This is a genomic window from Neorhizobium huautlense (genome assembly GCF_030811685.1).
In the GTDB taxonomy this organism is placed as follows: Bacteria; Pseudomonadota; Alphaproteobacteria; order Rhizobiales; family Rhizobiaceae; genus Neorhizobium; species Neorhizobium huautlense_A.
This window is the reverse complement of record NZ_JAUSRF010000003.1, coordinates 117,234-143,188: the sequence shown is the minus strand read 5'-3', so window position 1 is coordinate 143,188 and position 25,955 is coordinate 117,234. Positions and strand designations below refer to the sequence as shown.

Genomic DNA, 25,955 nt, shown 5'->3' with positions numbered 1-25,955 from the left:
GATCAGAACGACGCCTTTGCGCCGACCCAGAGCGTGCGACCCAACAGCCAAGGACGCGTAACGGATGCGTTGGCATTTCCGACCTGATCGAACACATTGTCGACGCGCAGATTGAAACTCAGCCCAACATCATCTTTCTTGTAGACCTCATAACTGGCTGCCAGATTGAAGGTCAGAAGCGATTTGAAATCGAAATCATCGTAGATTTCGTGCTGCTTTCCATCGATCGTGACATTTTCATCTGTGTAGAGAGCTGCTGTATAGCCCAGATTGTAGTTAGCCGTTACGTCGACCTTCAGCGTTTCGTCCAGCCAACTGCTGGACAAACCGGCCTGCAAACGGACCGGAATGTCCATATTGCCTGTCACGACACTGAAGCCTGCTCGCGTATAGGATTGGCCCTTGTAATAGATATATTCGTCTTCGAAGGAATCCTCGTAATAGCTGTTGTTGGAGACTTTCCGCTTCGACCATGTTGCCGATGCGTTGAACAACAACGCATCCAGGCCGGGTACGGGCGGAGCCTTCAGTTCCTTGGAATATTCTCCCGCCACCGATTGATAACCACCGCTGCCATCATTGGTCAGCTCGTAGTTCACGCCCGTCTTGACCGAGGCAAACTGGTCCTTGGAGCTGCGATCGGTGAAGCGAACACGCCACTGGCCGCCGAGCAACGGCTCGATGCCCTGCAAGCCAATCGTCAACTCATCCGTATAAGGCGTATCCAGCCCGGAAGCGCTGCTGGAGAACAAGCCGGTCTGGCCAACAGCTGTCCACGTATCGTCGACCGTCGCACCATTGTGCTGGCGTTTGTAACTCAATGTTCTCGGCTGCCGGTCCCGAAGTGCGAATGCCAGACTCTGCGCGTTGTAATACCGATTGGCGCCGACCGAGATCGAAAAGTCCTCCCAAGGCGTCACCGTTGCGACAACACGAGGAGCGATATCGAGATTGCGCATGTAATCGTCATAGGTGACGCGCGCACCGGCCCTCAGATTGAACCAGTCCCAGGTTTGCTCAAGTTCCGCATAGGCGGCGAACTGGTTCAGATAGGCATGCGTATCAAATGCCGAATAGACGGCTTTCGTGCTGGCATACTGTTCGAGGCTGCATTCCTCGGACGTATTGCAGATGAACCCGGAAACTCCGGCTGTTTTGTTGGTCGTGGAAGAACCGTAATAAATGGCCTCTTCCGGCCGCCGCCGGTAGGCGTCCGTATAGCTGTATTCGCCCCCAAGCTTGAATTTTCCCCGCAACACCTCGCCGGTCAGTTCCTGTGACCATGTCAGCTGATCCTGCCCCTGCTCCTTGTCCCCCGTCGCACCGTCATAACAATATGTGGTCGTAATGGCCGGATTCGTGCGGCACCAGTCAGACAGTTCGGTCGACTCGAAAAAAATCGCTTTATTCTTGTAGATCGCCTGCGTGTAATTGCGGGCAACATTGCCATTCATGTCGTTTGCCGTTGAAGAACTGCCATAGGTCAGTTTGGAGTTCAGCTTGACCTTCGAAAGTGCGAGACCACCGATGGTGAAATCCTCAAACGCATAATCGTGCTGCAGCTTGGCGTTCAGGCCACGCGCGACCTGATCCACCTGCATGTTACGCCACTGGCTGTTTTCCCAGACCTGACTGTAATCAGTGTAAACACCTTCCAGCGTGAAGTCGCCGAGGTCCGTGTCAGCCTTGATCTGGGCACGGTAAAAGTCGTTCCTGGATTCCTCCTCGACACGGCGTTTTTCCGTATACTGGTAGGTCTTGTCCTTCTGGGTCGAAGCGGTCTGACGGCTGAACTGCCCCATGATGGAGATATTGTCGGTGATCGGTCCGGTGAGGGTGATCGCATGGCGTCGCTTCAGATAGTCGGGCGTGGCGACCTCGTTCGGATTGAGGCCATCCTCCGTGCCGATGTGATATCCGGTCCAGCGACTGGTGGTAAAATCCGAGCTGACATTGCCTTTCCAGCGATCGGTTGCGGCATCCTGCATCTTGTAGGAAACGACTCCACCCTGGAAGTTGCCGTAGGCCGCGGAGGCATTACTATCGATGATCGTCGCGCTTTCAAGGAAATCCGTCGGCACATAAACCGACTGCGAATGCAGGCCAAAAATTCGCTCCGGCGCCGGCGAGCTTCCGCTGGCCGTCAGTTCGTCGAGTTCCTTCGCCGTGCCATAGGCCTCCTCCGTGCCCGTCACCGTATTGATCGGCATGCCTTCGAGAATGAAATTGTTCTCGTAAACGCGGGCACCGGCAATCGACACTTCACGCGGTTTCAGGTCGATCACATCCTGATCGGAAACACCGGCATCATCGTCGATATCGTTCTGGTACTGCACATTCGGCAGGTTACGCAAAACATCGTTGGCGTCGTTGCCGGCAGAACGGGCCACGATCTGACCGGCCGAAATGGTGGTGGTGCCCGTGTCGGAAACGCTGTCGGTGCCCAGATACACACCCTTGACCGTGCCATCGACAGTGATCGTGCCAAGAACGGTGCTGTCTTCGCCAATGATTGCGGCAGCAGCGGCATCATCCGTCAATGTCGCCGTTTCAGGGCCGGTGATGCGCAGGCCGACACCCGACCCCGCCAACATAGCGCGCAGCGCTGCCTCCGGCGACATGCGGCCGGAAATCCCGGCGGACGATTTATTCTGCAGAAGTGCTGAGGGATAACCGACCTGCCAGCCGGTGGCGCGGATGAAGGCCTTGATCGCCGAGGCCAGCGGCTGCGCCGGAATGGCGAACGTGCGTTCTCCGCTGCTTGCGGCGACAGGATTGGCGGTCTGCGCCAGCGAAACATCCGCGGCCGGAAGGATGATCGCCGCGGATGCCAGCAGGAGTGCCAGAGGTTTCCCAACCTTCGCGCCATAAGCTCCCGCTCCGCGCATCAATCCCGCCTGCACTGCCATTTCCATCTCCTGAACGCCCCTCGCCATCCGTCATGGGTGGCAAGCACTACCGGTACAAAGCGATGAGCCCCCTCGGCTCACCGGTGGCCCGATGCGTTGCAGCAGGCCTTCAGTAGCGGTTGACGTTCGAGATCGATCGATCTCACAAAAAAACTTGAGAATTTACCGAATGATTATGTAGCCGCCCGGAAGCCGGGTGATCTTGCCGCCCGCAGCCGCCGCCAGACTGGCGACCGCTGCCTCTGCGCGGTCGGTGCGATAATCGCCGCTGACCGTGACATTGATGAGTTCCCGATTGAGAACCATGATCCGCCCGTCGAAATAACGGCCGACTTCCGCCAGCGCCGCACCCAGCGGTTTCGCATCGATCACCACGCGGCCCTGCAGCCAGCCAAGCTGCTGATCGGCGTCGAAGGTTCTGGCAGCGGACATGGCGTCTTTGGAAGCCGTCACCATTTCGCCCGGCACGAGGTGAACGACGGCAATCGCCTTATTCTCATGAACGGCATCGACCGCGCCACGCTGCAGCGACACGGTGTCGGCATCGCCTTCGACCTTCACGGCAAAGGCGGTGCCCTTTACCTCAACATCGCTGTAATGCCCGGCGACGTGAAATGGCTTTGCCGCATCATGCACGACATCGAACCATGCCTCGCCCTCGATCAGCCGGACGCCGCGTTTGCCTTCGGAAAACGCAAGTGTGGCGGCACTGCCAGTGTTCAGAACCATGCGCGAGCCATCCGGCAGCGTGATGTCCCTACGCTCTCCGGCTTCGGTCGTATAATCCGCCAGCATGCGCGGCATGGCGTGCCACGCGAGATAGGTTGCGCCGACCAGGGCCACCAGACAGGCTGCGGCGGCGAAGGCCTGCCGCCCCCAGCCGATTTGCGGCGTTCTTGCGGCTTTGCGCAGCGGAATGGGCTGGCTGCCGATATGCATATCCAGCTGTTGCGCGGCGACCAGCGTTTCCGGCGCGGCCCAGACCGTTTTGACCTCTGCCCATGCCATGCGGTGAGCGGGTGCCGCATCCAGCCATGTTTCAAACCGGGCCTTTTCGGCAGGCTTCACGAAGCCGCCGGCTTCCAGACGGACCAGCCAGTTCAACGCCTCGTCCATCACGGCATCCGGATGCTGAAAACCGTTGTCCAATTCCTGTCCCGCTGTGATCTCACGCATGGCAAATGCCCAATGGTCCGTTCATCAGATGGCCATATGAAAGAAGACGTGCGATCCCCGCCTTTCTCACAAAAAAACAATCGGGACACTGCGATAAATCCGGCGTGACGGACAAAGGGGACTGAAACATCATTCGGCATCCATCTTTCGGCGCAGGTCCATGAGCAGGGCCATCACCATTTTGATGTCGTTGAAAACGGTATTCGGAGACACATCGAGATGTGCGGCAATACGGGGATAAGGCCAGCCTTCCACGCGACTCAATATCCAGACTTTTTGCGCACGCGGCGGCAGCTTTTGCAATGCGTCCCCGACCACGCGCAAATTGTCCTTCTGGATGACATGGTCTTCTGCGGAAGGCTGAGGGTCGGCGAAAACCTGTTCGGCACCGGTGACATCATCGAATGAGGCGGTACCACCGCGCACCTTCTTCCAGCGCATATGGTCCAGCGCCAGATTGCGCGCGGTCTGCCACAGGAAAGCCTCCAGATGACGTGGCGTGGATGTTTCCAGCGCCTTACGGGCACGCAGATAGGCGTCGTGCGTCAATTCCTCCGCCACCGCAGCATCACGAACGACACGCAGAACGGATTGCAGCAGGGCCTCCCGCATGTCGGAAAAGATCGCGTCGAGCCGCGTTATGTCGCGGTTCATGGTCAGGCGATGCTTTCGTCGGCGATTATCACAGTTGGCTCAAACAAATCTGGAGTTTTGCAGTCTTGTTTGGTTATCGTGTCGAAATGTGCTTTTCAATCACCCTGAAGGCGGCCTTCCAGCCATGACAAACAACCCATGGATGCGCATTTCTCGTGTATGCGGGGATATCGCAAGGTTTGACGATCAACAACACGTTGTCGGTTGACAGACATCGTAGGACATCATATCTCTTAATTCGGTTTTACTGCCTTGGAGGAGGCAGTCGTGATTGGGAGGATCTATGACGATGAAACCATCCATAAAATTGCTCGGCGCCGCTCTTTTTGCCTCGACCCTGCTTTCTCAGCCCGTTTACGCCGAAACCCCACCGACCATGCTGGTCGTCGGTTTTTCGATGAACAACATCCTGACACTGGACCCGGCCGCGATTACCGGCAAGGAGACCGTGCAGGTTCTCGCCAACATATATGACAACCTCGTTTCGCTGAACCCGGTCGACCGTGCCAAGGTCGATCCGCAGCTCGCCGAAAGCTGGACGATCGCCGACGATAACGGCTCGATCACCTTCAAGCTGCGCGAGGGCGCAAAATTCGCCTCCGGCAATCCGGTCACGTCGGAAGATGTCGTCTGGTCGTTCAAGCGCCTGATGAAACTGAATCTCGCACAGGCATCGTTCCTCAAAACGCACGGGTTTACTGCCGCAAATGCGGATGCCAGCTTCACCGCTCCCGATGCGCAGACGGTCGTCGTCACACTGCCGAAAAAGCTTGATCCGCAGATCATCGTTCAGACGCTCGGCATTGTCGGCCCCGGCTCCATTCTCGACATGAAAACCGTGATGGAGAACGAAAAGAACGGCGATCAGGGAGCAGCATGGCTGACCAACAAGTCCGCCGGTTCAGGCCCGTTCACGCTCGGCCAGTGGGCTTCCAACGAACGTGTCATTCTCGACCAGAACCCGGAATACTGGGGTGAAAAGCCGGCGATGAAGCGCATCATGATGCGCCATCTGGCCGAATCCCAAAGCCAGCGCCTGATGCTGGAAAAGGGCGATATCGACATCGCCTTCTCGATGTCGGCCGCCGACCTGAAGGCACTGGAAAAAGACGAAAACGTCGAGATCCAGACCAATGGCGGCAGCGGTTTCTATTATCTCGCCGTGTCGATGAAGGACGAAAAATTTCAGAACCCGAAGGTTCGCGAGGCGCTGCGTTATCTCATCGATTATCAGGGCCTGAACGACAGCGTTCTCCCTTATTTCGGCAGGTTGCGTGATCGTCCGATCGCAAGCGGCATTTTTGGCTCGCTGCCGAATGCCGGTTACGAGTTCGACGTCGAAAAGGCGAAGGCGCTGCTGGCTGAAGCCGGTTATCCGAACGGCTTTTCGACCACCCTGCGCGCGATTTCCGACGTACCCTTCATGAGCGCGGCCACCGCCATTCAGGCAACGCTTGCCCAAGGCGGCATCAAGGCCGAGATCATCACCGGCACCGGCGACCAGATTTACGGCGCCATGCGCGAGCGTAAGTATGAACTGCTTGTCGGTCGCGGCGGCGGCGGTCAGTTGCCGCACCCGGACAGTAACCTGCGCGCCACGGTCTACAATCCGGATAATTCGGATGCGGCCAAGCTCACCAACTTCCAGGGCTGGCGTACGTCCTTCTATGACGAGAAGATCAACAAGATGATCGACGATGCTCTCATCGAGGGCAACAAGGATAAGCAGATCAAGGACTACGAGGCGATCCAGACCTATTACGCCGACATGGTCCCTGCCCTGCAGCCCTTCTCCGAAGTCGTCGACAGCGTCGGCTTCCGCGCCGACATCAAGGGGCTGCAGCTGAACCCGTCGTGGTCCACCCAGCTGCGCACGGTCACCAAAGAGCGGTAATCCGCTACAGCCGCGGCGCTGCCCGCGTCTTCATCTTCGGCAGCGCCCCGGCCTCCCACACCATTTTGAGGAGGCTCCATGAAGTCCGAGAGTTTCACCGCCTTTGGGCGGCAGGCCGGCACGATATTCGTTACCCTTGTCGGCCTGCTCGTCCTGACATTTACCATCGGGCGCATGATGCCGGTCGATCCCGTTCGCGCCATCATCGGCGAGGAAGCGGACCAGGCGACCTATGAAATGGTGGCGGAGCGCATCGGCGCCAACCTGCCGATCTACCAGCAGTTTTTCCGTTACGTGACCGATCTGGCCCAGGGCGATTTCGGCACCTCGATCCGCACCGGCCAGCCGGTCATCAATGACATCCTGCATGTGATGCCGGCGACGATCGAACTTGCCACATTCGCGATCCTGTTCGGTGCGGGCCTCGGCATTCCGCTCGGTATTCTGGCCGCCGTCAAACGCAACAAGCCGATTGATCACGTCATCCGCTTCCTGACGCTGATCGGCCATTCCATGCCGATCTTCTGGACCGGCATGATCGGTCTGATCATCTTTTATGCCGTGCTCGATCTGGTCGGCGGTGGCGGACGTATCTCCGACTTCTATATCGGTCTGGTGCCGGAAACGACCGGTTTCCTTCTGATCGACAGCCTGATCGCCGGTGACTGGGAAGTGTTCTGGGATGCGGTGAACCACCTCCTTCTGCCGGCCAGCATCCTCGGTTATTCGTCGATGGCCTATATCACCCGCATGACCCGCAGCTTCATGCTGGACCAGCTGAACCAGGAATACATCACCACTGCCCGCGTCAAAGGCCTCTCCAAGCACCGCACCATCTGGCACCACGCATTCGCGAACATCCGCGTGCAGCTGGTGACCATCGTGGCGCTTGCCTATGGCAGCCTTCTCGAAGGCGCGGTGCTGATCGAGACCGTGTTCTCCTGGCCGGGCTTTGGCCAGTACATCACCAACAACATGCTGATCGGCGACATGAACGCGGTCATGACCTGCGTGCTTCTTGTCGGCATCATCTTCATCGCGCTGAACCTTCTGTCCGACGCGCTCTACAAGATTTTCGATCCGAGGACGCGGTGACATGGCCACACAGACACTCAACTCTCAGGACACCGTCATGCCGGCTTCGCTTTCGAACCCCAACTCGGCCCTGCGGCGGTTGCTTGCGGTCATTCGCGAACTGCTCGGCAACCCGTCCTCCGGTTTCGGCCTGATCGTCATCTCGATCCTGCTTCTGACCGCACTCGTCGCTCCGCTTCTGGCGCCATTCGACCCGAATGTGATCAACCTCAACAACGTGTTGCAGCCGCCGAATGCGACGCACTGGTTCGGCACCGACGAACTCGGCCGCGACATCATGAGCCGCATCATCTACGGCACGCGCATCAGCCTGACGATCATCACCATCGTCTCGGTCATCGTCGGTCCGGTCGGCCTTCTGGTCGGCACCACCGCCGGTTATTTCGGTGGCTGGTACGATACGGTGATGATGCGCATCACCGATATTTTTCTGTCCTTCCCTAGCCTGATCCTTTCGCTCGCCTTTGTTGCGGCTCTCGGCGCGGGTCTGGAAAACGCCATCATCGCCATCGGCCTCACCGCCTGGCCGCCAATCGCTCGTCTGGCACGCGCCGAAACACTGACCTTCCGCAACGCGGATTACATCTCGGCTTCGCGCATGCAAGGCGCATCTTCCCTGCGCATCATCGTCAAGTCGATCGTGCCGATGTGCATGCCGTCCGTTCTGGTGCGCATCACGCTATCGATGGCGACAGTCATCCTGACCGCCGCTGGCCTCGGTTTCCTTGGTCTCGGCGCACAGCCGCCGCTGCCGGAATGGGGCGCGATGATCGCCACCGGCCGTCGTTACATGCTCGACAACTGGTGGCTGGTCGCCTTTCCCGGCGGCGCCATCCTGCTCGTCAGCCTTGCCTTCAACCTTCTGGGCGACGGCCTGCGCGATGCGCTCGACCCGAAACAGCACTAAGGAGCGACAGCGATGGACAACAACCAGCCTCTCCTGAAAGTCGAAAATCTGCAGGTCAGCTATCGCAGCGGCAAGAGCTACAACAATGTGGTCAAGGGCGTTTCCTTCGATCTCGGCCGTGAACGACTTGGTATTGTCGGCGAGTCCGGCTCCGGCAAATCCACCATCGGCCGCGCGCTGCTGAAACTGCTGCCGACTGCAAAGATCGAAGCCGATCGCATGGATTTCAGCGGCACCGATCTTCTCGCCGCAAGCGAAAGGCAGATGCTGACCATTCGCGGCCGGCGCATTTCGATGATCCTGCAGGACCCGAAATTTTCGCTCAACCCTGTGCATCCGGTCGGCGATCAGATCGCGGAAGCCTACCGTGTGCACTACAGCGCTTCGGCAGCTGTCGCCAAACAGAAGACGCTCGACATGCTGGAGGCGGTACAGATCCGCGATCCGGAACGGGTTTACGGCCTTTATCCGCACGAAGTTTCCGGCGGCATGGGCCAGCGCATCATGATCGCCATGATGCTGATCCCCGAGCCGCAGATCATCATCGCCGACGAGCCGACTTCGGCCCTCGACGTGACGGTACGCATGCAGGTGCTGAACATTTTGAACGAACTCGTCACCAACAAGGGTATCGGCCTGATCATGATCAGTCACGATCTCAATCTGGTGCGTAATTTCTGCGACCGCGTTCTCGTCATGCGCCACGGCGAAGTGGTGGAAGAACGCGCGGCACGCGACATGAAGAATTGCACGCATCCCTATACCAAGGGCCTGCTGGCGGCGCAGCCGCATATTGGCGGCAATCGCCAGCCCCTGCCCGTTCTCAACCGCCAGCCGCAGGCACTCTCACCGCAGGAGACGAGCGTATGACCGCGATTGAAGTCAACCAGGTTTCGATCAGTCTCGGCCACGGCCCCGCCAAGCGGCGCATTCTCGGCGACGTGTGTTTTTCGGTCGCTGCCGGCGAATCCTTCGGGCTTGTCGGAGAATCCGGCTCGGGCAAATCCACCATCCTGCGCTGCATTGCCCGCCTGCTGAATTCCTGGGAAGGCGATGTGAAGCTGGAAGGCACTTCCGTCAATGACATGCCGTTTGCCGATTATTGCCGTGCCGTGCAGATGGTGTTTCAGGACCCCTACGGTTCGCTGCATCCGCGCCAGTCCATCCGCACGGCGTTGCAGGAACCGCTGCGCATTCACCGTATGGACCGGCAGGTGGAGCGCATGGAAAAGGCGCTGATCGATGTCGGCCTCAACCCCGACTTCCTTTCGCGATATCCGCACGAACTGTCGGGCGGCCAGCGCCAGCGTGTGGCGATTGCCCGCGCCCTCATTCTCGAACCCCGCATCCTGCTGCTCGACGAGCCGACCTCGGCTCTCGACGTATCGGTGCAGGCGGAAGTGCTGAATCTGCTTGCCGATTTGCGGACGAAGCGTAACCTCACCTATCTGTTCGTCAGCCATGACCTTGCGGTTATCGACCATATGTGCGAGCGGCTGGCAGTGATGCAGCATGGCCGGATCGTCGAAGTGATGAGCCGGGACGTGCTGGCAACCGGCGCGGCAAAAGACCCTTATGCCCGTGAACTCATTCAGGCCAGCCTCGAATACGATCAGGCGGTTTGATTTTTTTAGATCGGAGGCCTCGCGATGACTGCTGATGCTTCGCCAACCATGTTTGCCCGCCGGGAAAGCCTGAGCTCGCAGGTCGTGCGCGTGCTGTCCGAGCGGATCAAGCAGGACGAATACCCGCGCGGTTCCAAGCTGCCGACGGAAAAGGCATTGATGGAAGAACTCGGCGTCAGCCGAACCGTCGTGCGCGAGGCTGTCGCCAATCTGCGCGCAAGCGGTCTTGTTTCCATCCAGCACGGTATCGGCGTGTTTGTCCGTGATGATGCGGGCGTGGCACCCTTCCGGCTTGGCGACGCCGACCTGATGCAGGCCGGCAATATGATCAAGGGACTGGAACTGCGCATCGGCATCGAGTCCGAAGCCGCAGCGCTTGCCGCAGAGCGCCGCAACGCGGCAGACCTGAAGGCCATGAAAACCGCCTGCGACACGATGGATGAAGCGGTGAAAAACGCGACGCGCAACACGCTGGCGGATTTCGAATTTCACTGCGCGGTGGCGGCCGCCAGCCATAACGAGCATTTCTCCGGCATATTCAACTATCTGGGAGAAACCCTGATGCCGCGCATGCGCCGCACCACGCATGCGGTCGACGACGAGACATTGTCCAATCTGCTTGCCCGCGTGAACAACGAGCACCGCGCCATTCTTGTCGCCATCGAGGCGCGCGATGCCGACGGCGCGCGGACCGCGATGCGCGCTCACCTGATCGCCAGCAAGGACAGGACACTCGCCAAGATGCGGCAGGACTGATGATCGACGCGGAGAATATGTGCGGCATCGCCCATCGTCTCCGCGATCGCAATCAGTTTGTCTGGAATTTTGATCTCGAAACCGCGGATTTTCAGGCCTGGAAATCCGATATCCGTGAAAAAGTGCGGGCAGCACTTGATCTCGAGACCCTGTTGCCGGCGGCGGCCTCCATCGTTTCCGAGTGGTCGGACAGTGACACGCTTGGCCAGGAGTTGCGGTTAAGCTTCTCCAACGGCGAAACCACCCTTGCCCGTCTGCTGCGCCCGAGAACAGCACACCATACGCCGGCCGTTCTTCTTCTGCACGACCACGGCTCGTTCTTTTCGATCGGCAAGGAAAAGCTGGTCGGCCGATCGGATGAGGATCCTGACCGGTTGGCAGATATCGAAGTGTGGACCCAAAAACTTTATGGCGGCCGGTTTATCGGCAATGAACTCGTTCGGCGTGGCTATACCGTGCTTTGCGCCGATGCACTTGGTTGGGGCAGCCGCAGAGGCAATGGTTACGACACACAACAGGCGCTGGCCGCCAACCTAATGCAATTCGGCATTTCCTACGCCTCGGTCATTCTCTCCGAAGATCTGGAAGCGCTGGCTTTCCTGCGTGATGTGCCGGGCGTGGATAAAAAACGGATCGCCAGCTTCGGTTATTCGATGGGAGGCTCGCGCGCCTGGCAGCTGGCGGCGCTTTCCGATGATATCAAGACCTGTGTTTCAGGTGGCTGGATGGGCACGCTGCATGGGCTGATGCAGGCGGGAAACAACCAGCTACGCGGTCAATCCGCCTTTTCCATGCTGCATCCGCAGATCGCTGGAAAACTGGATTACCCGCATTTCGCGGGCCTTACTGCGCCGAAACCGGCGCTGATTTTCAGCGGCGCAGACGACCGGCATTTTCCGTTACCCGCCGCGACCGAGGCGCATCGGCAGCTTCACGGCATATGGTCCGCCTCAGGGGCTGCGGCGAAGCTCGAAACACAGCTTTGGCCCGGAGCACATTGTTTTAACGTCGAGCAGCAGGACCACGCATTCGACTGGCTTGCAAAAAATCTGTGACACGGAAAAGCCCGGCGCCTTCTGAGCGCCGGGCTTTTTCTCTTCTCGATCAGCCGACGATATTCGCGTTGATGAAGTCGAAATTGATGTCCTCACCCAGACCCGGCTTGTCGGAGATGTGAACGAAACCATCCTCATCCATCGGGTCGACAAGCTCGTTCAGGTATTCGAAACCGTCGTCATATTCGAGGAACGGATGCAGCAGGCCGCGCTCGTACCATTTTGCGTTCTTCACGCAGGCGGCGACGATCAGGTTCGGCGCGCCATTGCCATGGATTTCGCAGTTCATGCCAAAAGATTCGGCCAGATGCATGCACTTCATCGCCGGGCTAATGCCACCGACATCGTGAACACCGGTGCGCAGGATGTCGCAGGCCTTGGAGGTGATCCATTCGGCGCGGTTGAAATGTTTGCCATGCGCGCTTTCCGGTCCGACGACCGGGATATCGAGATTTTCGGCAAGCCAGGCATAAGAAGCCGAACTCTGCTCATCCATCGGCTCCTCGATCCAGGCGAAATCGAGCTTTTCGAGGCCACGGCCGAGTTCGAGCGCTTCCGTGCGGGTGTACCAGTGGAAGGCATCGATCATCAGATGGATATCCGGACCGACCGCCTCGCGCACCGCAGCACAGGCCTTCAGGTCCATCTTGACGTCAGGCGCCCAGGAAACCGGCGGCATCCATGTATGCAGCTTGATGCCCTTGTAACCACGCTTCACCAGCTTCTCGGCAAAACGACCGTAATCTTCCGGGGTGGCCAGACCGTTTTCGAGCTCGTCACCACACATGATCGAACCATAGGCCGGCATTTTTTCACGGTAGCTGCCGATCAATTTGTGGACAGGCATATTGAGCTTGCGGCCCGCCAGATCCCACAGCGCGCAATCGACGATCGCAAGCGTGCGGTCCGTCAGCTGCATGGCGCTGCCGCGCTGCCAATGGGCCAGATCCTGCCACAAGCGTTCACGCGCAAAGGGATCTTCGCCGATCAGCACCTTCTTGACGAATTTATCGATCACATGCGGACGCACAACTTCGGGTGCAGCGAAACAATAACCTTCCGTGCCATCATCGGCGATAATGGTCAGGATCGCCAGGTTTACCTTGTGCGGCGGACCCGGATGGGCATGACCGGCCGTATCCTGATGCCGCTGCGTCGTATGGGAAAACACCCGTACATTGACGTCTACAATCTTCACGATTTCCTCCTCTTCAGCGTAAGCCGGTACGCCACTCTCTTGCTGTCATTCGCCTCGCATTTCCTCACCACAGGGTTGAAAATGCGCTCGCTCCGGCGATTGCGTCCATGTCATCATACATCAGACGTCCTGTCATAGTATAGTTATCATCACCAAGGTCAACGAATTTCTGTTTTCGTCCTTGACAAGACGCGGGCGCATTCCGTCATTAAGTCACTGAAATGATGGAAACCGGAGAGCGGTGAACCTTGTCGATATCGGATGACACCACGGGGAAAGCCCCTGCCCGCAAGGGCCGCAACCTCGTTGAGACGGTCGGACGGCGCATACGTGATGCTATCACCAGCGGCGAACTGAAGCCCGGCGACAAGCTGCCGACCGAAAGCGGAATGACGGAACAGCACCAGGTCAGTCGCACAGTCATCCGCGAGGCAATCGCCTCCTTGCGCGCCGACAGCCTTGTCGAAGTGCGCCACGGCGTCGGCGTTTTCGTTCTTCCCCCGCAGGAAGGACTGCTGCAGAACGGACTGCGCAATGTCGATGCCGGCCGCGTGTCTTCCATCATTGAAATGCTTGAGGTTCGCGCCGCTATCGAGATCGAGTCCGCCGGGCTGGCAGCGTTGCGTTCATCCCCAGCGCAGCAGGAAATCATCTTCGAATGTCTCGAGGCAATCGAGCAGCAGATAGTGGTTGGCAATCCGACGGTCGAAAGCGATCGCGCCTTTCACTTTGCCATTGCCGATTCCACCAACAATCCGCGCTTTCGCGAATTGCTGGAGGCGATCGGCAAGCAGATGATTCCGCGTTCTCTGCTGAGCGAAGGCGACGCCTCGCCCTCTCCTGCGGACTACATGGCACAGATCCAGAAGGAACATGCCGCCATTGCCCGCGCCATTGCCGATGGCGATGATTCGGCAGCGCGGGATGCCATGCGCACCCACCTCAAGGGCAGCCAGCAGCGCTATCGGTCCTTGATCCGTCGGCCATGAGCAACTGAAATATATTATCTCAATTGACAGTCATAATATCTCTTGCTAGCTTTCGGGAAATCGCAAGCAACAGAGGTGCGCAATGTCGATGGAACCGAATGAACTGAAAAAGGCGCTGGGCGCCGGCCTTCTCTCCTTCCCAGTCACGCCGTTCGGACAGGATGGCCTGTTCAACCGTTCGGCCTATGAAAAGCATGTCGGCTGGCTGGCCGGCTTTGACGCCACCGTTCTGTTTGCGGCCGGCGGCACCGGTGAGTTCTTCAATCTCGAGCCTTCGGAAATCCCGGAAATCATCGAGGCTGCCAAGGCATCCGCCGGCTCGACGCCGATCGTTGCAGGCTGCGGTTATGGCACGCGCATCGCCGTTTCCATTGCCAAGGCCGCAGAAAAGGCCGGCGCAGACGGCATTCTCCTTCTGCCACACTACCTGATGGATGCCAGCCAGGAAGGCCTCTACCAGCACATCAAGACGGTTTGCCAGTCGGTCGGCATCGGCGTCATGGTCTATAACCGCGACAATTCCATCCTGACGGCGGAAACGCTGGAGCGTCTCTGCGAGGTCTGCCCGAACCTCGTCGGCTTCAAGGATGGCTCCGGCGATATCGGCCTTGTTCGCAAGATCACCGCCAAGATGGGCGATCGCCTCACCTATCTCGGCGGCATGCCGACAGCCGAACTGTTTGCCGATGCCTATCTCGGCGCCGGCGTGACAACCTATTCCTCGGCCGTCTTCAACTTCGTGCCCGGCCTTGCCCAGGATTTCTACAAGGCGCTGCGCGCCGGCGACACCGCCACCACCAACAAGATCCTGATCGACTTCTTCTATCCGTTCATGGAAATCCGCAACCGCCAGAAGGGTTATGCGGTTTCCGCCATCAAGGCCGGCGTGCGCCTGATGGGCTTCGATGCCGGCCCGGTTCGCGCACCGCTGACCGATCTGACGGCAGAAGAAGTGAAAATGCTGGAAGCGCTGTGTGAGCCTTACCGCAATGCGGCGCCAAAACTGCAGGCAGCCGAATAACGCCGATCCCGTTCAAAAGATGACAAAGGCCGGCAGCGATGCCGGCCTTTTGCGTTTGTGTCATGGCGTGGCGATGTCAGTCGCCTGCGATCTCGCCACCATATTGCTCGTGCGAGACCTTCTCCATCCAGTCAGCGGTACGACCGTCCAGCTCTTCCTGAATGGCAATATGCGTCATGGCCGTGGTTGGCGCCGCGCCATGCCAATGTTTTTCGCCCGCCGGAAACCACACGACATCACCCGCACTGACACGGCGGATCGGCCCGCCCCATGTCTGCACCAGACCGGCGCCCGTGGTGATGACCAGCGTCTGCCCAAGCGGATGCGTGTGCCAGGCGGTCCGCGCCCCCGGCTCGAACGTGACGCTGATGATCCGGGCCCGCCCCGGCGCCTCGGCGGCATTCAGGGGATCCTGCCGCACATGGCCCGTGAAGTAATCGGCGGACGGCGTGATGGAAGGGCGCGTTTCGCTGCGAGTGATCTTCATCAAATGGCTCCTTTAGCAAACGAGAGTTTTAGAGACATCACTTCAACCACCCTCACCAACCCGCAGTTCCATGCAGGTCAAATCCAGCCAGCGGCCGAATTTGGTTCCGACTTCCAGAAATGTGCCGGTGGTGCGGAAGCCGAGCTTTTCATGAAGCCGGATGGATGCTTCGTTCTTCGCTTCGATACAGGCCACCATGACATGGACCCGGCCTTTTTCCGCCCGCTCGATCAGCGAATGCATCAAAAGCCGGCCGAGACCGTGCCCACGTGCGTGCCTGTGAACATAGACGGAATGCTCCACCGTATGGCGAAACCCTTCAAAGGCGCGCCAGTCTCCATAGGAGGCGTAACCCGAAAGCCTGCCATCGACCTCGGCGACGAGAATGGGGAAACCGCGCGCCATGCGGGCGGCAAACCAGTCCTGTCGATTGGCGAGATCGACCACATTGTCGTTCCAGATCGCCGTCGTGTTCAGAACGGCGTCGTTGTAGATTTCCATGATGTCGGCAAGATCGGCTTCGGTGGCGTCGCGAATGGTGATGGTCGCGGGCTGGGTATCGGGCATGACTGGCATCCGTCAAAAGAACATGCCGCCATGTAAGAGAGGTGACACGCCTCTGTCCAGCGCGATAGGCGTGGCTGTCACGCGCCGGAAAGGCTGAAACAGGTCATGACCGCGGAATAATGTACGGCGGCAGCGGCAATGACAAACGCATGCCAGATGGCGCGCTGGAAACGCAGCTTTTCCCAGACATGAAAGATCACGCCGAGCGAATAGATCAGCCCGCCCACCACGATCAGCCAGACGGTGACCGGCGGCAGATATTCCGAAATCGGCCCGGCCACCATCACGCCGCTCCAACCCATGGCGAGATAAAGCAAGATAGCCAGCCGGTCATACCGACCGGGAAACAGACATTTCAAGGCAATGCCGCCGATTGCGACGAACCAGATGGCGCCCAGCATCACGGCGATCATCGGCTCATGCGCGCCGCGTTGCAGAAATGGCGTATACGTGGCCGCGATCAGCACGAAGATGGCGGAATGATCGAAACGCCGCAGTATCCACTTGGTCCGCGACGTCGGCCAGATATTGTAGGTGAACGAAACCGCGATACACAGAACAAGGCCCAGTCCGTAAATCCAGGCGGCAGCGAGTTCGCCATGACTCGACCAAAGCGTGGCGTAAAAGATCAGGGCGGTCACGCCGATCAGCGCAAAAACGAGCCCGACGCCGTGGACGATGCCATCGGCGACGATTTCCGCAAAATCATGCGCACGCCCGAAATCGAAAAGCTCGCTCATCGGCCTGGCAAACGCGCCACCGAGTTTTCTGGTCTCGGCCTTGTCCATTGCTGTGGTCATGGTCGCTCCGTTTCATTGCGTATTAGAATGACCAAGCCTTTCCGACACGGCAATGACTTTGCGGCATTGCCTGAATCACATTGCGTTGCAGACTGAAAGGAGCGTCACCTTCTCAGCGATCGATCAACACCGAACAACGGGCGTGACGGACAACCCGATCGGCGGTCGCGCCGATGAAATAGTTGGAAACATCCGGCACATGCGACGCGATCAATATGAGGTCGGCTTGATGCTGTTCAGCCGAGGCAAGAATTTCACGCGCCGCCGCACCCTGACGGATTTCGATATGGACGTTGACGCCGAGACTTTCGCAGAGCGCTGTCAAGGTTTCATCCGCCGCCTTGCGCGCTGCAACGGCCAGATCGATCGGCTCTGAAACGGAAATATAGCTCGGCACATCTTCGACGGCGTTGACGAGAACGAGCGCGCCGCCCGGTGCCAGCATGCGCATCGCGCGCTTCAGGATACGTTCGCCCTTGTCCATCTGGACGGTATCGATGGCGACGATGATCTTCTCGTACATGAATTTCCCCGCAACGCCGGCTGCGCTTCGAAAGCTGGTTTTCCACGGCGATTGTCAACAATGAGCGAACGTTTAATCGCCAATAACTTACCTATCGTGAATGTCGAAAAACAAACATAAGTCATGGCGAAGCCGTGGCGGAACGCCACAGCGATGAGGATCGATGATGAGTGATAGCGCCCTGCCCTTTGCCCTGACGAGACCAGCTCATGTCAACCGGACGCATCTGGTCGTGGCGGATCTGGACACCGTTTCCGCCTTCTATCGGAGCATTATCGGCCTCAGGACACTGGAAAAATCCGCCAGCGGTGAAGTGCTGGGCGTAAACGGCACGCCGCTTTTGACCCTGACGACAGGTGGTGACGTGGTGCGCGCGCCCAGAACGGCCGCCGGCCTGTTCCACACCGCCTTTCTTGTGCCGGACCGTGCAGCCTTGGCCGCCTGGCTGGCGCATGCCGCCCATGCCGGCGTCCGGCTCGACGGGGCCTCAGACCATCTTGTCAGCGAGGCAATCTACCTGTCCGACCCGGAAGGCAACGGCATCGAAATCTATCGGGATCGCCAGCCCGATGAATGGACCATGTTCCCCGACGGCACCGTGCAGATGGCCACCGAAGGACTGGACCTTCAGGCGCTCTACGACAGTGCCGACAAGGGCAAATGGGACGGCATGCAGGATGGCACGGCGATCGGCCATATCCATCTTCAGGTCGGCAATGTGCCTGAAGCGGAAGCTTTTTATCGCGATGTCTTAGGCCTCAAGGTGATGGCGCGATACCCCGGCGCCAGCTTCTTCGCCACCGGTGGTTATCACCACCACATCGCTGCCAATATCTGGAATAGCCGTGGCGCCGGCGCGCGTGCCGACAGCATGACCGGCCTGTCGGATTATTCCCTGCGCTTTACCGACAAAGCGGCGCTGGACGAAGCGGCGGCAGCGCTGGACAGACAGGAGATTGCCACCTCCCGGACTGCGGATGGCATCGTCCTGAAGGACCCCTGGGGTATAGGCCTGACTTTATCCGCATGACATTGCTGCCGATCGCGGCTTCCACGGAACCTGACAGACCTTTCCGCGTTGACGGGCGTCAAGGGGAACGGTGGATCATGGTCGCGGTCAACATTCGCAGCAATAAATACAAAAAACTCAAGGCGGAACCGGCCGTTTTGCGGGCGGATAACCTGCCGGAGGATGATGGCGATCCGACCGCGTTCACCCCGCTTGGCCGTGAGGCGCTGGAGGTTGCAAGCTCCTGGTCGATCATCGGCATATTCCTCATTATCGGCTTTGCCATCGTCAATCACATGTCGCTGATCCTGATCCCGCTGACACTGGCGGTTGTTGTCGGTATGATTCTCGGCCTGGCGGCCGAACGGCTTGGGCGGGCGGGCGTGCCACGTTTCGGCACCGCCCTCATCCTCTCATCACTCGTGGCCGCCGCCGTTTTCCTGCTGATCAACGCGCTAGCCGAACCGGTGGCCACGCTGGTCGATGAGGGTCCGAATTTCGTCGAACGCACTATCGACAGGCTGATGCCGTTTCTGGAACGCCAGCACTGGCTCAATATCAGCCCTGCAAGTTTTCAATCCGGGCCGATGTCGATGCAGTCGCTGATCGACAACAGCGGCAATATTCTGGGCGTCGTGACATCGAGCCTGACGCCGGCAATCGTTCAGGGCCTGATCTTTTTCGCCGCGCTGCTGCTGTTCCTGCTTGGTCGTCTGCGCTTGCGGCGCACCATCATTCTGGCTTTTCCGCGCAGACGTCAGCGTTTGGTGGCCATCCGTGTCATCAACTCGATCGAGGAAGTGCTGGGTTATTATTTCGCCACGGCCACGATGATCTATGCCGGCCTTGGTGTGTCGATGACCGTGATCGCCTATATCGGCGGGCTGGCCGCACCGATCCTGTGGGGTGTGTTCGCCTTCGTCTCGAGCTTCGTGCCGTTTCTCGGCATTACATTGATGACGCTGGCCGTCGCCGTTGCCGGCATCATCACCCATGACTCGCTTATCCTCGCGCTTGCGCCGGCTGCCGTTTTTTTCGCCGTCCACCTCGTCGTCGAAAATCTCGTATTCCCCTCAGTCATGGGACGCCAATGGGAAATCAATCCATTCGTCGTTTTCGTCGCAATCCTGTTCTGGACATGGATGTGGGGCGCGGTCGGCGCCATGCTGGCGCTGCCGCTTTCCCTGATCATGGTGACGGTTCTTTCGGAACTGTTTCCAGAGCGCAAGACGGTACCGCGCCTGCCCGGCTAGACGTGAGTTTTGGGGAGATTGTCCAGCCGGAGCGGATTTAGGAGACTGGAGTTACCACACCTCAGTCTTCCAGGATCGCTCCGAATGAGCATTTCGACTTAGATTCCGCTGGACCAAACGCCACGAAAAATTGGGGCGGGTGGCGGTGACGCCGTTTCGGATGTCCTGACAAATCTGCAATCTGAACGGTCTCGAATGCCAAAAATATGGTTCTCGGGGCTTCATGACCCGTTCTCTGGTCGAAGCCCGTATTTCAAGGCGCTTTTCCAGTGTGTGTGTCGGCCGCATAAAAGCCGATGCGCCACCTTCCACTCGCCATAAAGCCCTCGCGGATGGCGCTTAAAACAAGCGCTAGCGACATGAGAAAACAGACAGATAGTCATAAAAAATCAACAGATGCCATCCACAGTATCACCATTGAAATAGAAAGTGTAACAATCGGAACACCTCCCCTTTCCCGTTCCATTATAGCTCTATCTGCCTGCCGCATAAATTCAAATCCCAGCACGTGCCTCATGTAAATTTGCGAATATTGCTGTGTCGATCAGGGACACCGGCATAACAATTCGAAAATTTACACATGTAAAATATTTTATACTTCGCATAACGCTGCACTACATAAAATTTTTCCAACAAAACGCATATTGTCGTCGATTGTTTTCTTATTTTTCATGACGACAATCTTATCAAGAGGGATTTTTAATGAGGGGTCACCCTAAATCTCATCCGCTTTCGATTGCGCAAAAAGGCATCTGGATTAAGGAAAAATTTGCCGAACCCGATTTCAGTTTTATTCTTGCTGAAGCTCTTGAGATCAACGGCCCCGTCTCCCCTCAGATATTCTCTCAGGCCTTGCAACAATTGTCGCAGGAGGCAGAAGCAACGCGCTCCTGCATCGTTGCAGTCGATGACAAGCCAAGACAGGTCATCCTCCCTCCTTCGTCGAAAAGTTTTGAGTTTCTGGATTTCAGCGCCCATGCGTCTCCCCGCGAAGAGGCGTTTACCTGGATGCGGAGCGAAATCAGGCATCAGCATGATCTCGCAATGGACGACCTCTGGTTCAATGCCCTCATCAAGCTTAGCGAAGAACACTGGATCTGGTACCACAGGGTTCATCACATTCTCTTCGACGGCTTTTCAGGCGGCCTGCTCGCCGGCAGGCAGGCTGAAATCTACAGCGCGATGATGCGCGGCGAAGAAGCGCCCCCCTGCAATTTCGGGTCACTCGAAGAACTGCGCGAGAACGAGAACAACTATCGCAGTTCCAGCCATTTTGAACGCGATCGCGCCTATTGGCTCGAACAGATGACGGATCTGCCGCCGCCGGCAACGCTCGCGCGCACCAATGCGGTGCCATCCGGGGGCTTCCTTCGGCAGGGCATGACGGTCGACCGAAATGAAATCGGTCTGCTGCGCGCCGAAGCGAGTAAACTGGGGGCAAGCCTACCCCAGGCACTGATTGCCGTTGTCGCGGCTTATTACATGCGCGCCACCGACAGCCAGGACCTGACCATGGTCACCATGGTGACGGGCCGCATCAGCGGCGCCATGCGCCGTATCCCCGGCATGATGGCAAATGCGGTTCCGCTGCGCTTCCGGATCACGCCTGAAATGACCTGGAGAGATCTTGTCGGGCAGACATCCAGCCAGATGATGCGCGCTCTGCGGTATCAGCGCTATCGTTACGAAGATCTCCGACGCGACCTGAACCTTGCCGGGCCGGAAGAACAGGTAGCAAGACTTGCCGTCAATATCGAGCCCTTCAATTACGACCTGCGCTTCGACGGTCATTCGGCGACCGCCCACAATCTTTCAAACGGCACGATGACCGACTTCACGGTCTTTGCCTATGATCGCGGTGATGGCGAAGATCTGAACCTCGATCTTGATGCTAATCCCGCCCTGTACACGCCGGCGGAAATGGAAGAGCACAAACAACGGTTCCAGAACCTCGTAAAGACGATCATAGCTTCCCCCGATCGCCCGATCAGCGAGATTTCGCTGGTGACACCGGAGGAGCGCCACCAGCTTCTGGAAGGCTGGAACGATACCGCACAACATTTCTCCGAACAGACCTGGCTCGACCTCTTCAAGCGGCAGGTGGCGCTGCGCCCCGACGCGACCGCCGTCGTGTTCAACGAACGCAGCTTGAGTTATGCGGCGCTCGAAACGGTTTCCGACGATTGGGCCGCCATCTTGCAGGAAAACGGCGTCGGACCGGGAGAGCTGGTCGCGATCGGATTGCCGCGTTGTGAAAAAATGCTGATCGCCATCCTTGCCGTCCTGAAGACGGGGGCAGCCTATATCCCGCTCGATCCGGCCGACCCCGGCGAGCGCATTGCCGGCATCCTGGCAGATGGCCGACCGAGCCTTGCACTGTGCACGGCTTCCACAGCCACGTTGTTTCCGGAAGGCATTCCGCGCCTCATGTTCGACCGCGATCCTCCGCCGCGAAAGGACAACAAGGCAAAGCTTGCCGGCCCTTCGGCGGATGACACCGCTTACGTCATCTTTACATCGGGCTCGACGGGGCAGCCGAAGGGCGTGGAAATCGCTCACGGCTCGCTGCTGAATTTCCTGCATGCCATGCAGTCGGAACTCGCGCCGACATGCGATGATCGTATTGTGGCGGTCACCACCATCGCCTTCGATATCGCGACGCTAGAACTGTTCCTGCCATTGACGGTCGGAGCGGCGACGGTCATTGCCACACGAGACACGGTCAGGGATCCCGCATCCCTGTCACGCCTGATCAAAAACAATGCTGTTTCCATCATGCAGGCGACCCCTTCGCTTTGGCGCATGTTGCTGGCCGATCATGCGCAAGACCTGCAAGGCTTGCGCCCGCTTGTCGGCGGCGAAGCACTGCCGGCCGACCTCGCCCATAGGATGCGCGCACTCGGGCATCCGGTGACGAACCTCTACGGCCCGACGGAAACAACGGTCTGGTCGACCTGCATGCGGCTGGACGGTGCGGACCTCGACAACGTGCCGATCGGACGGCCGATCGCCAACACGCAGGTCTATGTGCTGGATCGCATGTTGCAGCCGGTCCCGCCCGGCATGATCGGCGAGCTTTACATCGCCGGTGCGGGGGTTGCGAAAGGTTACCTCAACAGGCCCGAGATGACGGCAGAGCGCTTTTTTGCCAACCCTTTCCTTGGCGAAGGGCAAGGCCGCATCTACCGCACCGGCGATCTTGCACGCTGGCGTGCCGATGGCGTGCTGGAGTATCTCGGACGAAACGATCACCAGATCAAGATCCGCGGTTTCCGCGTCGAACCCGGCGAAATCGAAGCCGCACTGATGTCGGTCGAGGCCGTTCGGCAGGCGGTCGTCGTGCTGAGGGATGACGGACGCAAGGGGCAGCAGCTCGTTGCCTATCTGGTCACCTCGACAGCAGAACCGATCGACACGTCCTGGCTGTCCAAAAAGCTCGCCGACACAGTGCCGGCCCACATGATCCCTGCAAGCTACGTATTCCTCGATGCCTTGCCGCTGAATACCAACGGCAAGATCGACAGGAAGGCACTGCCTGCACCACAACAGCGCGTGGCGACGGATCATATCGCACCAAGCACCCCGACGGAGCTGGTGATTGCCGAAATCTGGTGCCAGATCCTCGATATCGAAAGCGTCGGCATCAACGACAATTTCTTCCAGCTGGGCGGAGATTCTCTCGCCGCGGCATCGATGATGTCGGCGCTCAGCCGGCAGATGGGCGGCCAGATGACCTGGTCGCAGCTCTCCGAGGCACCAACCATCGCCAACCTCGCTCGACATCTCGAGAAGCCTGACGAACAACGCATGTCCATCGAGCCGGTGCTTTCGATTCGGCCCAATGGCAGCCAGCCGCCTCTATTCTGCATCCATCCGATCACGGGACTTGGCTGGGCATTCGCATCACTGGCGCAGCATGTTCACGAGAACATCCCGATCCATGCCCTGCAAGCTGATTGGGCAACGGATATTGATCTGAAACCGCAATCCATTCAGGAACAGGCAGAACGATATCTGCAACACATCCGGCAGATACAGCCTGAAGGGCCGTATCACATGCTTGGATGGTCGTTCGGTGGCCTGATCGCGCACGAGATTTCCAGAATGATCGAGCAGGACGGCGGCGAGATCGCCTTCCTCGCGCTTCTGGATTCCTATCCGTTCCTGCCGCCATCCGGCACGAGCTTCAATGATGAAGTCGTTCTGGCAAAGGCAGCACTGGGCTTCCTCGGCTTTGACGAGCGTGCTTTGGGCGATCAACCGGCATTTTCCGCGCTCAGCGAGTTTCTGACGAAGGAATATCAGTCGAACGGCAATGCGCTTTTTGACATGATGATCCGGCATGATGCCGACTTCATCGATCGCCTGCGCACCGTTATCCTGCATCATCTGGATATCGCCCAGCACTTCGTTCCGGGCAGGCTTCGAAGCGAGTTGCACTTCTTCCGCGCCCAGCCGGCGCCTTCCAGGACCATTCACGAAATCCTGAATTTCCAAGTAGAAGCCTGGCGCCCCCATACCGACGGCGCCATTCACAGGCACGAGATGGATTGCACGCATGAGGAGATGCTTCTCAGCAAAAATGCCGCCAGTGTCGCCGGCATCTTCATGGAGAAAGCGCTTCAGGCCTTTATATCCGGCAAGCCATCAGAGGCCTTGTTGCAGAAATCTTTCTGAGGCCGGATTGAGCGCAGGCAATGTTCTGCGCGACCTTTGAAAACATTCGGGAGGCGGCAATACGAGCCGCCTCTTTTCAACGTCTGCCCCCTGCCGCCACGCAGCGGGATCAACGTCCTGACAGGCTTGAAATTCAGTTCAGTTTTTAAGCGACTGGATCATGGCCGCAAGACGGTCGCAGGCATCCTCCAGCTCGCACTCCGACGCAGCGATTGACAGGCGGATGAAACCCGGCGCACCGAAGGCGGCGCCCGGCACGCTTGACAGACCGAATGCATGAAGAAGATGGGCAGCAAAGCCGGTATCGTCCTCAATCACCCCGCCATTCAACGTCTTGCGACCGAACAGTCGCCCGACACCGATAAAGGCGTAGAAAGCACCATCGGGGGCAATAAAATCAAGGTCGTCGAGTAAAGACAAACGATCGACCATGATCCTTGCGCGACCCGCAAATCTCCGTGCGCCTTCGGCCACAAAACTCTGATCGCCCGTCAGGGCGGCAAGTGCGGCCGCCTGGGCCACGGCAGATACGCATGATACGCTTTGCGACTGGATCTTGTTGAGTGTGGAGATCAGCGCCGTCGGGCCGGCCGCATATCCGAGACGCCAACCCGTCATCGCATAGGCCTTGGAAACGCCGTTCACAATCAGCGTCCGCTCCTTCAGGTCCGGACAGGCCTGGACGAAGGACACAAACGGCGTGTCATTCAAAAGCACATGCTCGTAGATTTCATCCGACACGATCAGCACCTGAGTGTGGCGGGCCAAAACCTCCGCCAACCGCCGATATTCCTCGGAGGAATAGATCGCACCCGTCGGATTGGATGGCGAATTCAGCATCAGCCACCGGGTTTTCGGCGTCATGACAGCTTCCAGTTGTTCGGCCGACATCTTGAAACCCGTATCTGCACCACATGACACATAGACTGGACGGCCACCATGCAGGGAGACGATATCCCCATAGGACACCCAGCAAGGCGTGGGAATGATCACCTCATCGCCGGGTTCAAGGGTTGCCAAAAAGATGTCGAACAGGATTTGTTTGGCGCCATTGGCCACCATCACATCACCCGTGGCATAGTCCAGTCCGTTTTCCCTCTTGAATTTTTGGACGATCGCCTGGCGCAGACTGTCCATACCCGCCGGTGCGCCATAACGAATACCGCCCTTGCGGATGGCGGCGATCGCGGCTTCCGCCACATGCGCAGGCGGCTCGAAATCCGGCTCCCCAAGCGACAGATCGATGATGTCGTGACCTTCCGCTGCCAGCTTTTTTGCCGCCATGGCAATCGCCATGCTGGGCGACGACTTGATACCGGCGGCACGCCTGTTCTCGAAATCCATGTCCGCTGTCCCTGGA

21 protein-coding genes are annotated in these 25,955 nt (G+C 58.5%); 12 read left to right on the top strand and 9 right to left on the bottom strand.

Features of this window, described 5'->3' with window-relative positions; genetic code table 11:
- Positions 1-2: 2 nt before the first annotated feature.
- From J2T09_RS05435 to J2T09_RS05425, 3 genes are all read right to left on the bottom strand, one after another.
- Complete coding sequence (locus tag J2T09_RS05435; RefSeq protein WP_306831966.1) at positions 3-2,909, bottom strand: TonB-dependent receptor; 2,907 nt, start codon at positions 2,907-2,909, stop codon at positions 3-5.
- A 162-nt stretch (positions 2,910-3,071) separates the two neighbouring features.
- A complete protein-coding gene (locus tag J2T09_RS05430; protein ID WP_306831963.1) occupies positions 3,072-4,085 on the bottom strand; it encodes a FecR family protein in 1,014 nt (337 codons plus the stop codon).
- A 129-nt stretch (positions 4,086-4,214) separates the two neighbouring features.
- On the bottom strand, positions 4,215-4,739 hold the full coding sequence (locus J2T09_RS05425; protein WP_306831961.1) for an RNA polymerase sigma factor: 525 nt from the start codon (positions 4,737-4,739) through the stop codon (positions 4,215-4,217).
- 289 nt (positions 4,740-5,028) lie between these two features.
- Here J2T09_RS05425 and J2T09_RS05420 point away from each other — a divergent pair, with 289 nt between their 5' ends.
- From J2T09_RS05420 to J2T09_RS05390, 7 genes are all read left to right on the top strand, one after another.
- Positions 5,029-6,633 carry an ABC transporter substrate-binding protein gene (locus J2T09_RS05420; RefSeq protein ID WP_306831958.1) on the top strand — a complete coding sequence of 535 codons (1,605 nt, stop codon included), beginning with the start codon at positions 5,029-5,031 and terminating at the stop codon, positions 6,631-6,633.
- Between the two features lie 78 nt (positions 6,634-6,711).
- Positions 6,712-7,728, top strand: a complete 1,017-nt coding sequence (locus tag J2T09_RS05415) for an ABC transporter permease (RefSeq protein ID WP_306831956.1) — start codon at positions 6,712-6,714, stop codon at positions 7,726-7,728.
- 37 nt (positions 7,729-7,765) lie between these two features.
- Complete coding sequence (locus J2T09_RS05410) at positions 7,766-8,635, top strand: ABC transporter permease (RefSeq protein ID WP_306832437.1); 870 nt, start codon at positions 7,766-7,768, stop codon at positions 8,633-8,635.
- A gap of 12 nt (positions 8,636-8,647) precedes the next feature.
- A complete protein-coding gene (locus J2T09_RS05405; protein ID WP_306831954.1) occupies positions 8,648-9,505 on the top strand; it encodes an ABC transporter ATP-binding protein in 858 nt (285 codons plus the stop codon).
- Entirely contained in the window at positions 9,502-10,260 is a 759-nt protein-coding gene (locus J2T09_RS05400; protein ID WP_306831951.1) for an ABC transporter ATP-binding protein, read from the top strand. Before J2T09_RS05405 ends, J2T09_RS05400 begins: the two co-directional genes overlap by 4 nt.
- A gap of 24 nt (positions 10,261-10,284) precedes the next feature.
- Positions 10,285-11,016, top strand: coding sequence for a FadR/GntR family transcriptional regulator (locus tag J2T09_RS05395; RefSeq protein WP_306831949.1), 732 nt, complete (start codon positions 10,285-10,287; stop codon positions 11,014-11,016).
- Positions 11,016-12,071 carry a dienelactone hydrolase family protein gene (locus tag J2T09_RS05390; protein WP_306831946.1) on the top strand — a complete coding sequence of 352 codons (1,056 nt, stop codon included), beginning with the start codon at positions 11,016-11,018 and terminating at the stop codon, positions 12,069-12,071. Before J2T09_RS05395 ends, J2T09_RS05390 begins: the two co-directional genes overlap by 1 nt.
- Positions 12,072-12,120: 49 nt before the next feature.
- On the opposite strand, the gene J2T09_RS05385 is transcribed toward J2T09_RS05390, so the two are convergent.
- Positions 12,121-13,269, bottom strand: coding sequence for a mandelate racemase family protein (locus J2T09_RS05385; protein WP_306831944.1), 1,149 nt, complete (start codon positions 13,267-13,269; stop codon positions 12,121-12,123).
- A gap of 254 nt (positions 13,270-13,523) precedes the next feature.
- On the opposite strand from J2T09_RS05385, the gene J2T09_RS05380 reads away from it, so the two are divergent.
- Positions 13,524-14,258, top strand: coding sequence for a FadR/GntR family transcriptional regulator (locus J2T09_RS05380; protein ID WP_306832434.1), 735 nt, complete (start codon positions 13,524-13,526; stop codon positions 14,256-14,258).
- Positions 14,259-14,346: 88 nt separating this feature from the next.
- Positions 14,347-15,279 (top strand): 5-dehydro-4-deoxyglucarate dehydratase, encoded by a 933-nt coding sequence (gene kdgD, locus J2T09_RS05375; RefSeq protein ID WP_306832432.1) that lies wholly within the window; start codon positions 14,347-14,349, stop codon positions 15,277-15,279.
- A 76-nt stretch (positions 15,280-15,355) separates the two neighbouring features.
- Here kdgD and J2T09_RS05370 read toward each other — a convergent pair whose 3' ends face one another.
- The 4 genes from J2T09_RS05370 to J2T09_RS05355 all read right to left on the bottom strand — a co-directional run bounded on the left by J2T09_RS05370 (position 15,356) and on the right by J2T09_RS05355 (position 17,656).
- Complete coding sequence (locus tag J2T09_RS05370; protein ID WP_306831941.1) at positions 15,356-15,766, bottom strand: (R)-mandelonitrile lyase; 411 nt, start codon at positions 15,764-15,766, stop codon at positions 15,356-15,358.
- 42 nt (positions 15,767-15,808) lie between these two features.
- Positions 15,809-16,333 carry a GNAT family N-acetyltransferase gene (locus J2T09_RS05365; RefSeq protein WP_306831939.1) on the bottom strand — a complete coding sequence of 175 codons (525 nt, stop codon included), beginning with the start codon at positions 16,331-16,333 and terminating at the stop codon, positions 15,809-15,811.
- A 77-nt stretch (positions 16,334-16,410) separates the two neighbouring features.
- Positions 16,411-17,073: a PAQR family membrane homeostasis protein TrhA gene (gene trhA, locus J2T09_RS05360; protein ID WP_306832430.1), complete on the bottom strand. Its 663-nt coding sequence runs from the start codon at positions 17,071-17,073 to the stop codon at positions 16,411-16,413.
- 172 nt (positions 17,074-17,245) lie between these two features.
- Entirely contained in the window at positions 17,246-17,656 is a 411-nt protein-coding gene (locus tag J2T09_RS05355) for a universal stress protein (RefSeq protein WP_306831938.1), read from the bottom strand.
- A gap of 166 nt (positions 17,657-17,822) precedes the next feature.
- Here J2T09_RS05355 and J2T09_RS05350 point away from each other — a divergent pair, with 166 nt between their 5' ends.
- The 3 genes from J2T09_RS05350 to J2T09_RS05340 all read left to right on the top strand — a co-directional run bounded on the left by J2T09_RS05350 (position 17,823) and on the right by J2T09_RS05340 (position 24,595).
- Complete coding sequence (locus J2T09_RS05350) at positions 17,823-18,686, top strand: VOC family protein (protein WP_306831937.1); 864 nt, start codon at positions 17,823-17,825, stop codon at positions 18,684-18,686.
- A gap of 77 nt (positions 18,687-18,763) precedes the next feature.
- Positions 18,764-19,918, top strand: a complete 1,155-nt coding sequence (locus J2T09_RS05345; RefSeq protein WP_306831935.1) for an AI-2E family transporter — start codon at positions 18,764-18,766, stop codon at positions 19,916-19,918.
- 702 nt (positions 19,919-20,620) lie between these two features.
- Complete coding sequence (locus J2T09_RS05340) at positions 20,621-24,595, top strand: amino acid adenylation domain-containing protein (RefSeq protein ID WP_306831933.1); 3,975 nt, start codon at positions 20,621-20,623, stop codon at positions 24,593-24,595.
- A gap of 138 nt (positions 24,596-24,733) precedes the next feature.
- Here the strand turns inward: J2T09_RS05340 and J2T09_RS05335 are convergent, their stop codons facing one another.
- Positions 24,734-25,939, bottom strand: a complete 1,206-nt coding sequence (locus J2T09_RS05335; RefSeq protein ID WP_306831931.1) for a pyridoxal phosphate-dependent aminotransferase — start codon at positions 25,937-25,939, stop codon at positions 24,734-24,736.
- Positions 25,940-25,955 lie beyond the last annotated feature (16 nt).

Coding starts and splice junctions, on each gene's coding strand:
- J2T09_RS05435 (WP_306831966.1), bottom strand. CDS start 2,909: ATGGCAGTGCAGGCGGGATTGATGCGCGGAGCGGGAGCTTATGGCGCG.
- J2T09_RS05430 (WP_306831963.1), bottom strand. CDS start 4,085: ATGCGTGAGATCACAGCGGGACAGGAATTGGACAACGGTTTTCAGCAT.
- J2T09_RS05425 (WP_306831961.1), bottom strand. CDS start 4,739: ATGAACCGCGACATAACGCGGCTCGACGCGATCTTTTCCGACATGCGG.
- J2T09_RS05420 (WP_306831958.1), top strand. CDS start 5,029: ATGAAACCATCCATAAAATTGCTCGGCGCCGCTCTTTTTGCCTCGACC.
- J2T09_RS05415 (WP_306831956.1), top strand. CDS start 6,712: ATGAAGTCCGAGAGTTTCACCGCCTTTGGGCGGCAGGCCGGCACGATA.
- J2T09_RS05410 (WP_306832437.1), top strand. CDS start 7,766: ATGCCGGCTTCGCTTTCGAACCCCAACTCGGCCCTGCGGCGGTTGCTT.
- J2T09_RS05405 (WP_306831954.1), top strand. CDS start 8,648: ATGGACAACAACCAGCCTCTCCTGAAAGTCGAAAATCTGCAGGTCAGC.
- J2T09_RS05400 (WP_306831951.1), top strand. CDS start 9,502: ATGACCGCGATTGAAGTCAACCAGGTTTCGATCAGTCTCGGCCACGGC.
- J2T09_RS05395 (WP_306831949.1), top strand. CDS start 10,285: ATGACTGCTGATGCTTCGCCAACCATGTTTGCCCGCCGGGAAAGCCTG.
- J2T09_RS05390 (WP_306831946.1), top strand. CDS start 11,016: ATGATCGACGCGGAGAATATGTGCGGCATCGCCCATCGTCTCCGCGAT.
- kdgD (WP_306832432.1), top strand. CDS start 14,347: ATGGAACCGAATGAACTGAAAAAGGCGCTGGGCGCCGGCCTTCTCTCC.
- J2T09_RS05370 (WP_306831941.1), bottom strand. CDS start 15,766: ATGAAGATCACTCGCAGCGAAACGCGCCCTTCCATCACGCCGTCCGCC.
- J2T09_RS05365 (WP_306831939.1), bottom strand. CDS start 16,333: ATGCCCGATACCCAGCCCGCGACCATCACCATTCGCGACGCCACCGAA.
- trhA (WP_306832430.1), bottom strand. CDS start 17,073: ATGAGCGAGCTTTTCGATTTCGGGCGTGCGCATGATTTTGCGGAAATC.
- J2T09_RS05355 (WP_306831938.1), bottom strand. CDS start 17,656: ATGTACGAGAAGATCATCGTCGCCATCGATACCGTCCAGATGGACAAG.
- J2T09_RS05350 (WP_306831937.1), top strand. CDS start 17,823: ATGAGTGATAGCGCCCTGCCCTTTGCCCTGACGAGACCAGCTCATGTC.
- J2T09_RS05345 (WP_306831935.1), top strand. CDS start 18,764: ATGGTCGCGGTCAACATTCGCAGCAATAAATACAAAAAACTCAAGGCG.
- J2T09_RS05340 (WP_306831933.1), top strand. CDS start 20,621: ATGAGGGGTCACCCTAAATCTCATCCGCTTTCGATTGCGCAAAAAGGC.
- J2T09_RS05335 (WP_306831931.1), bottom strand. CDS start 25,939: ATGGATTTCGAGAACAGGCGTGCCGCCGGTATCAAGTCGTCGCCCAGC.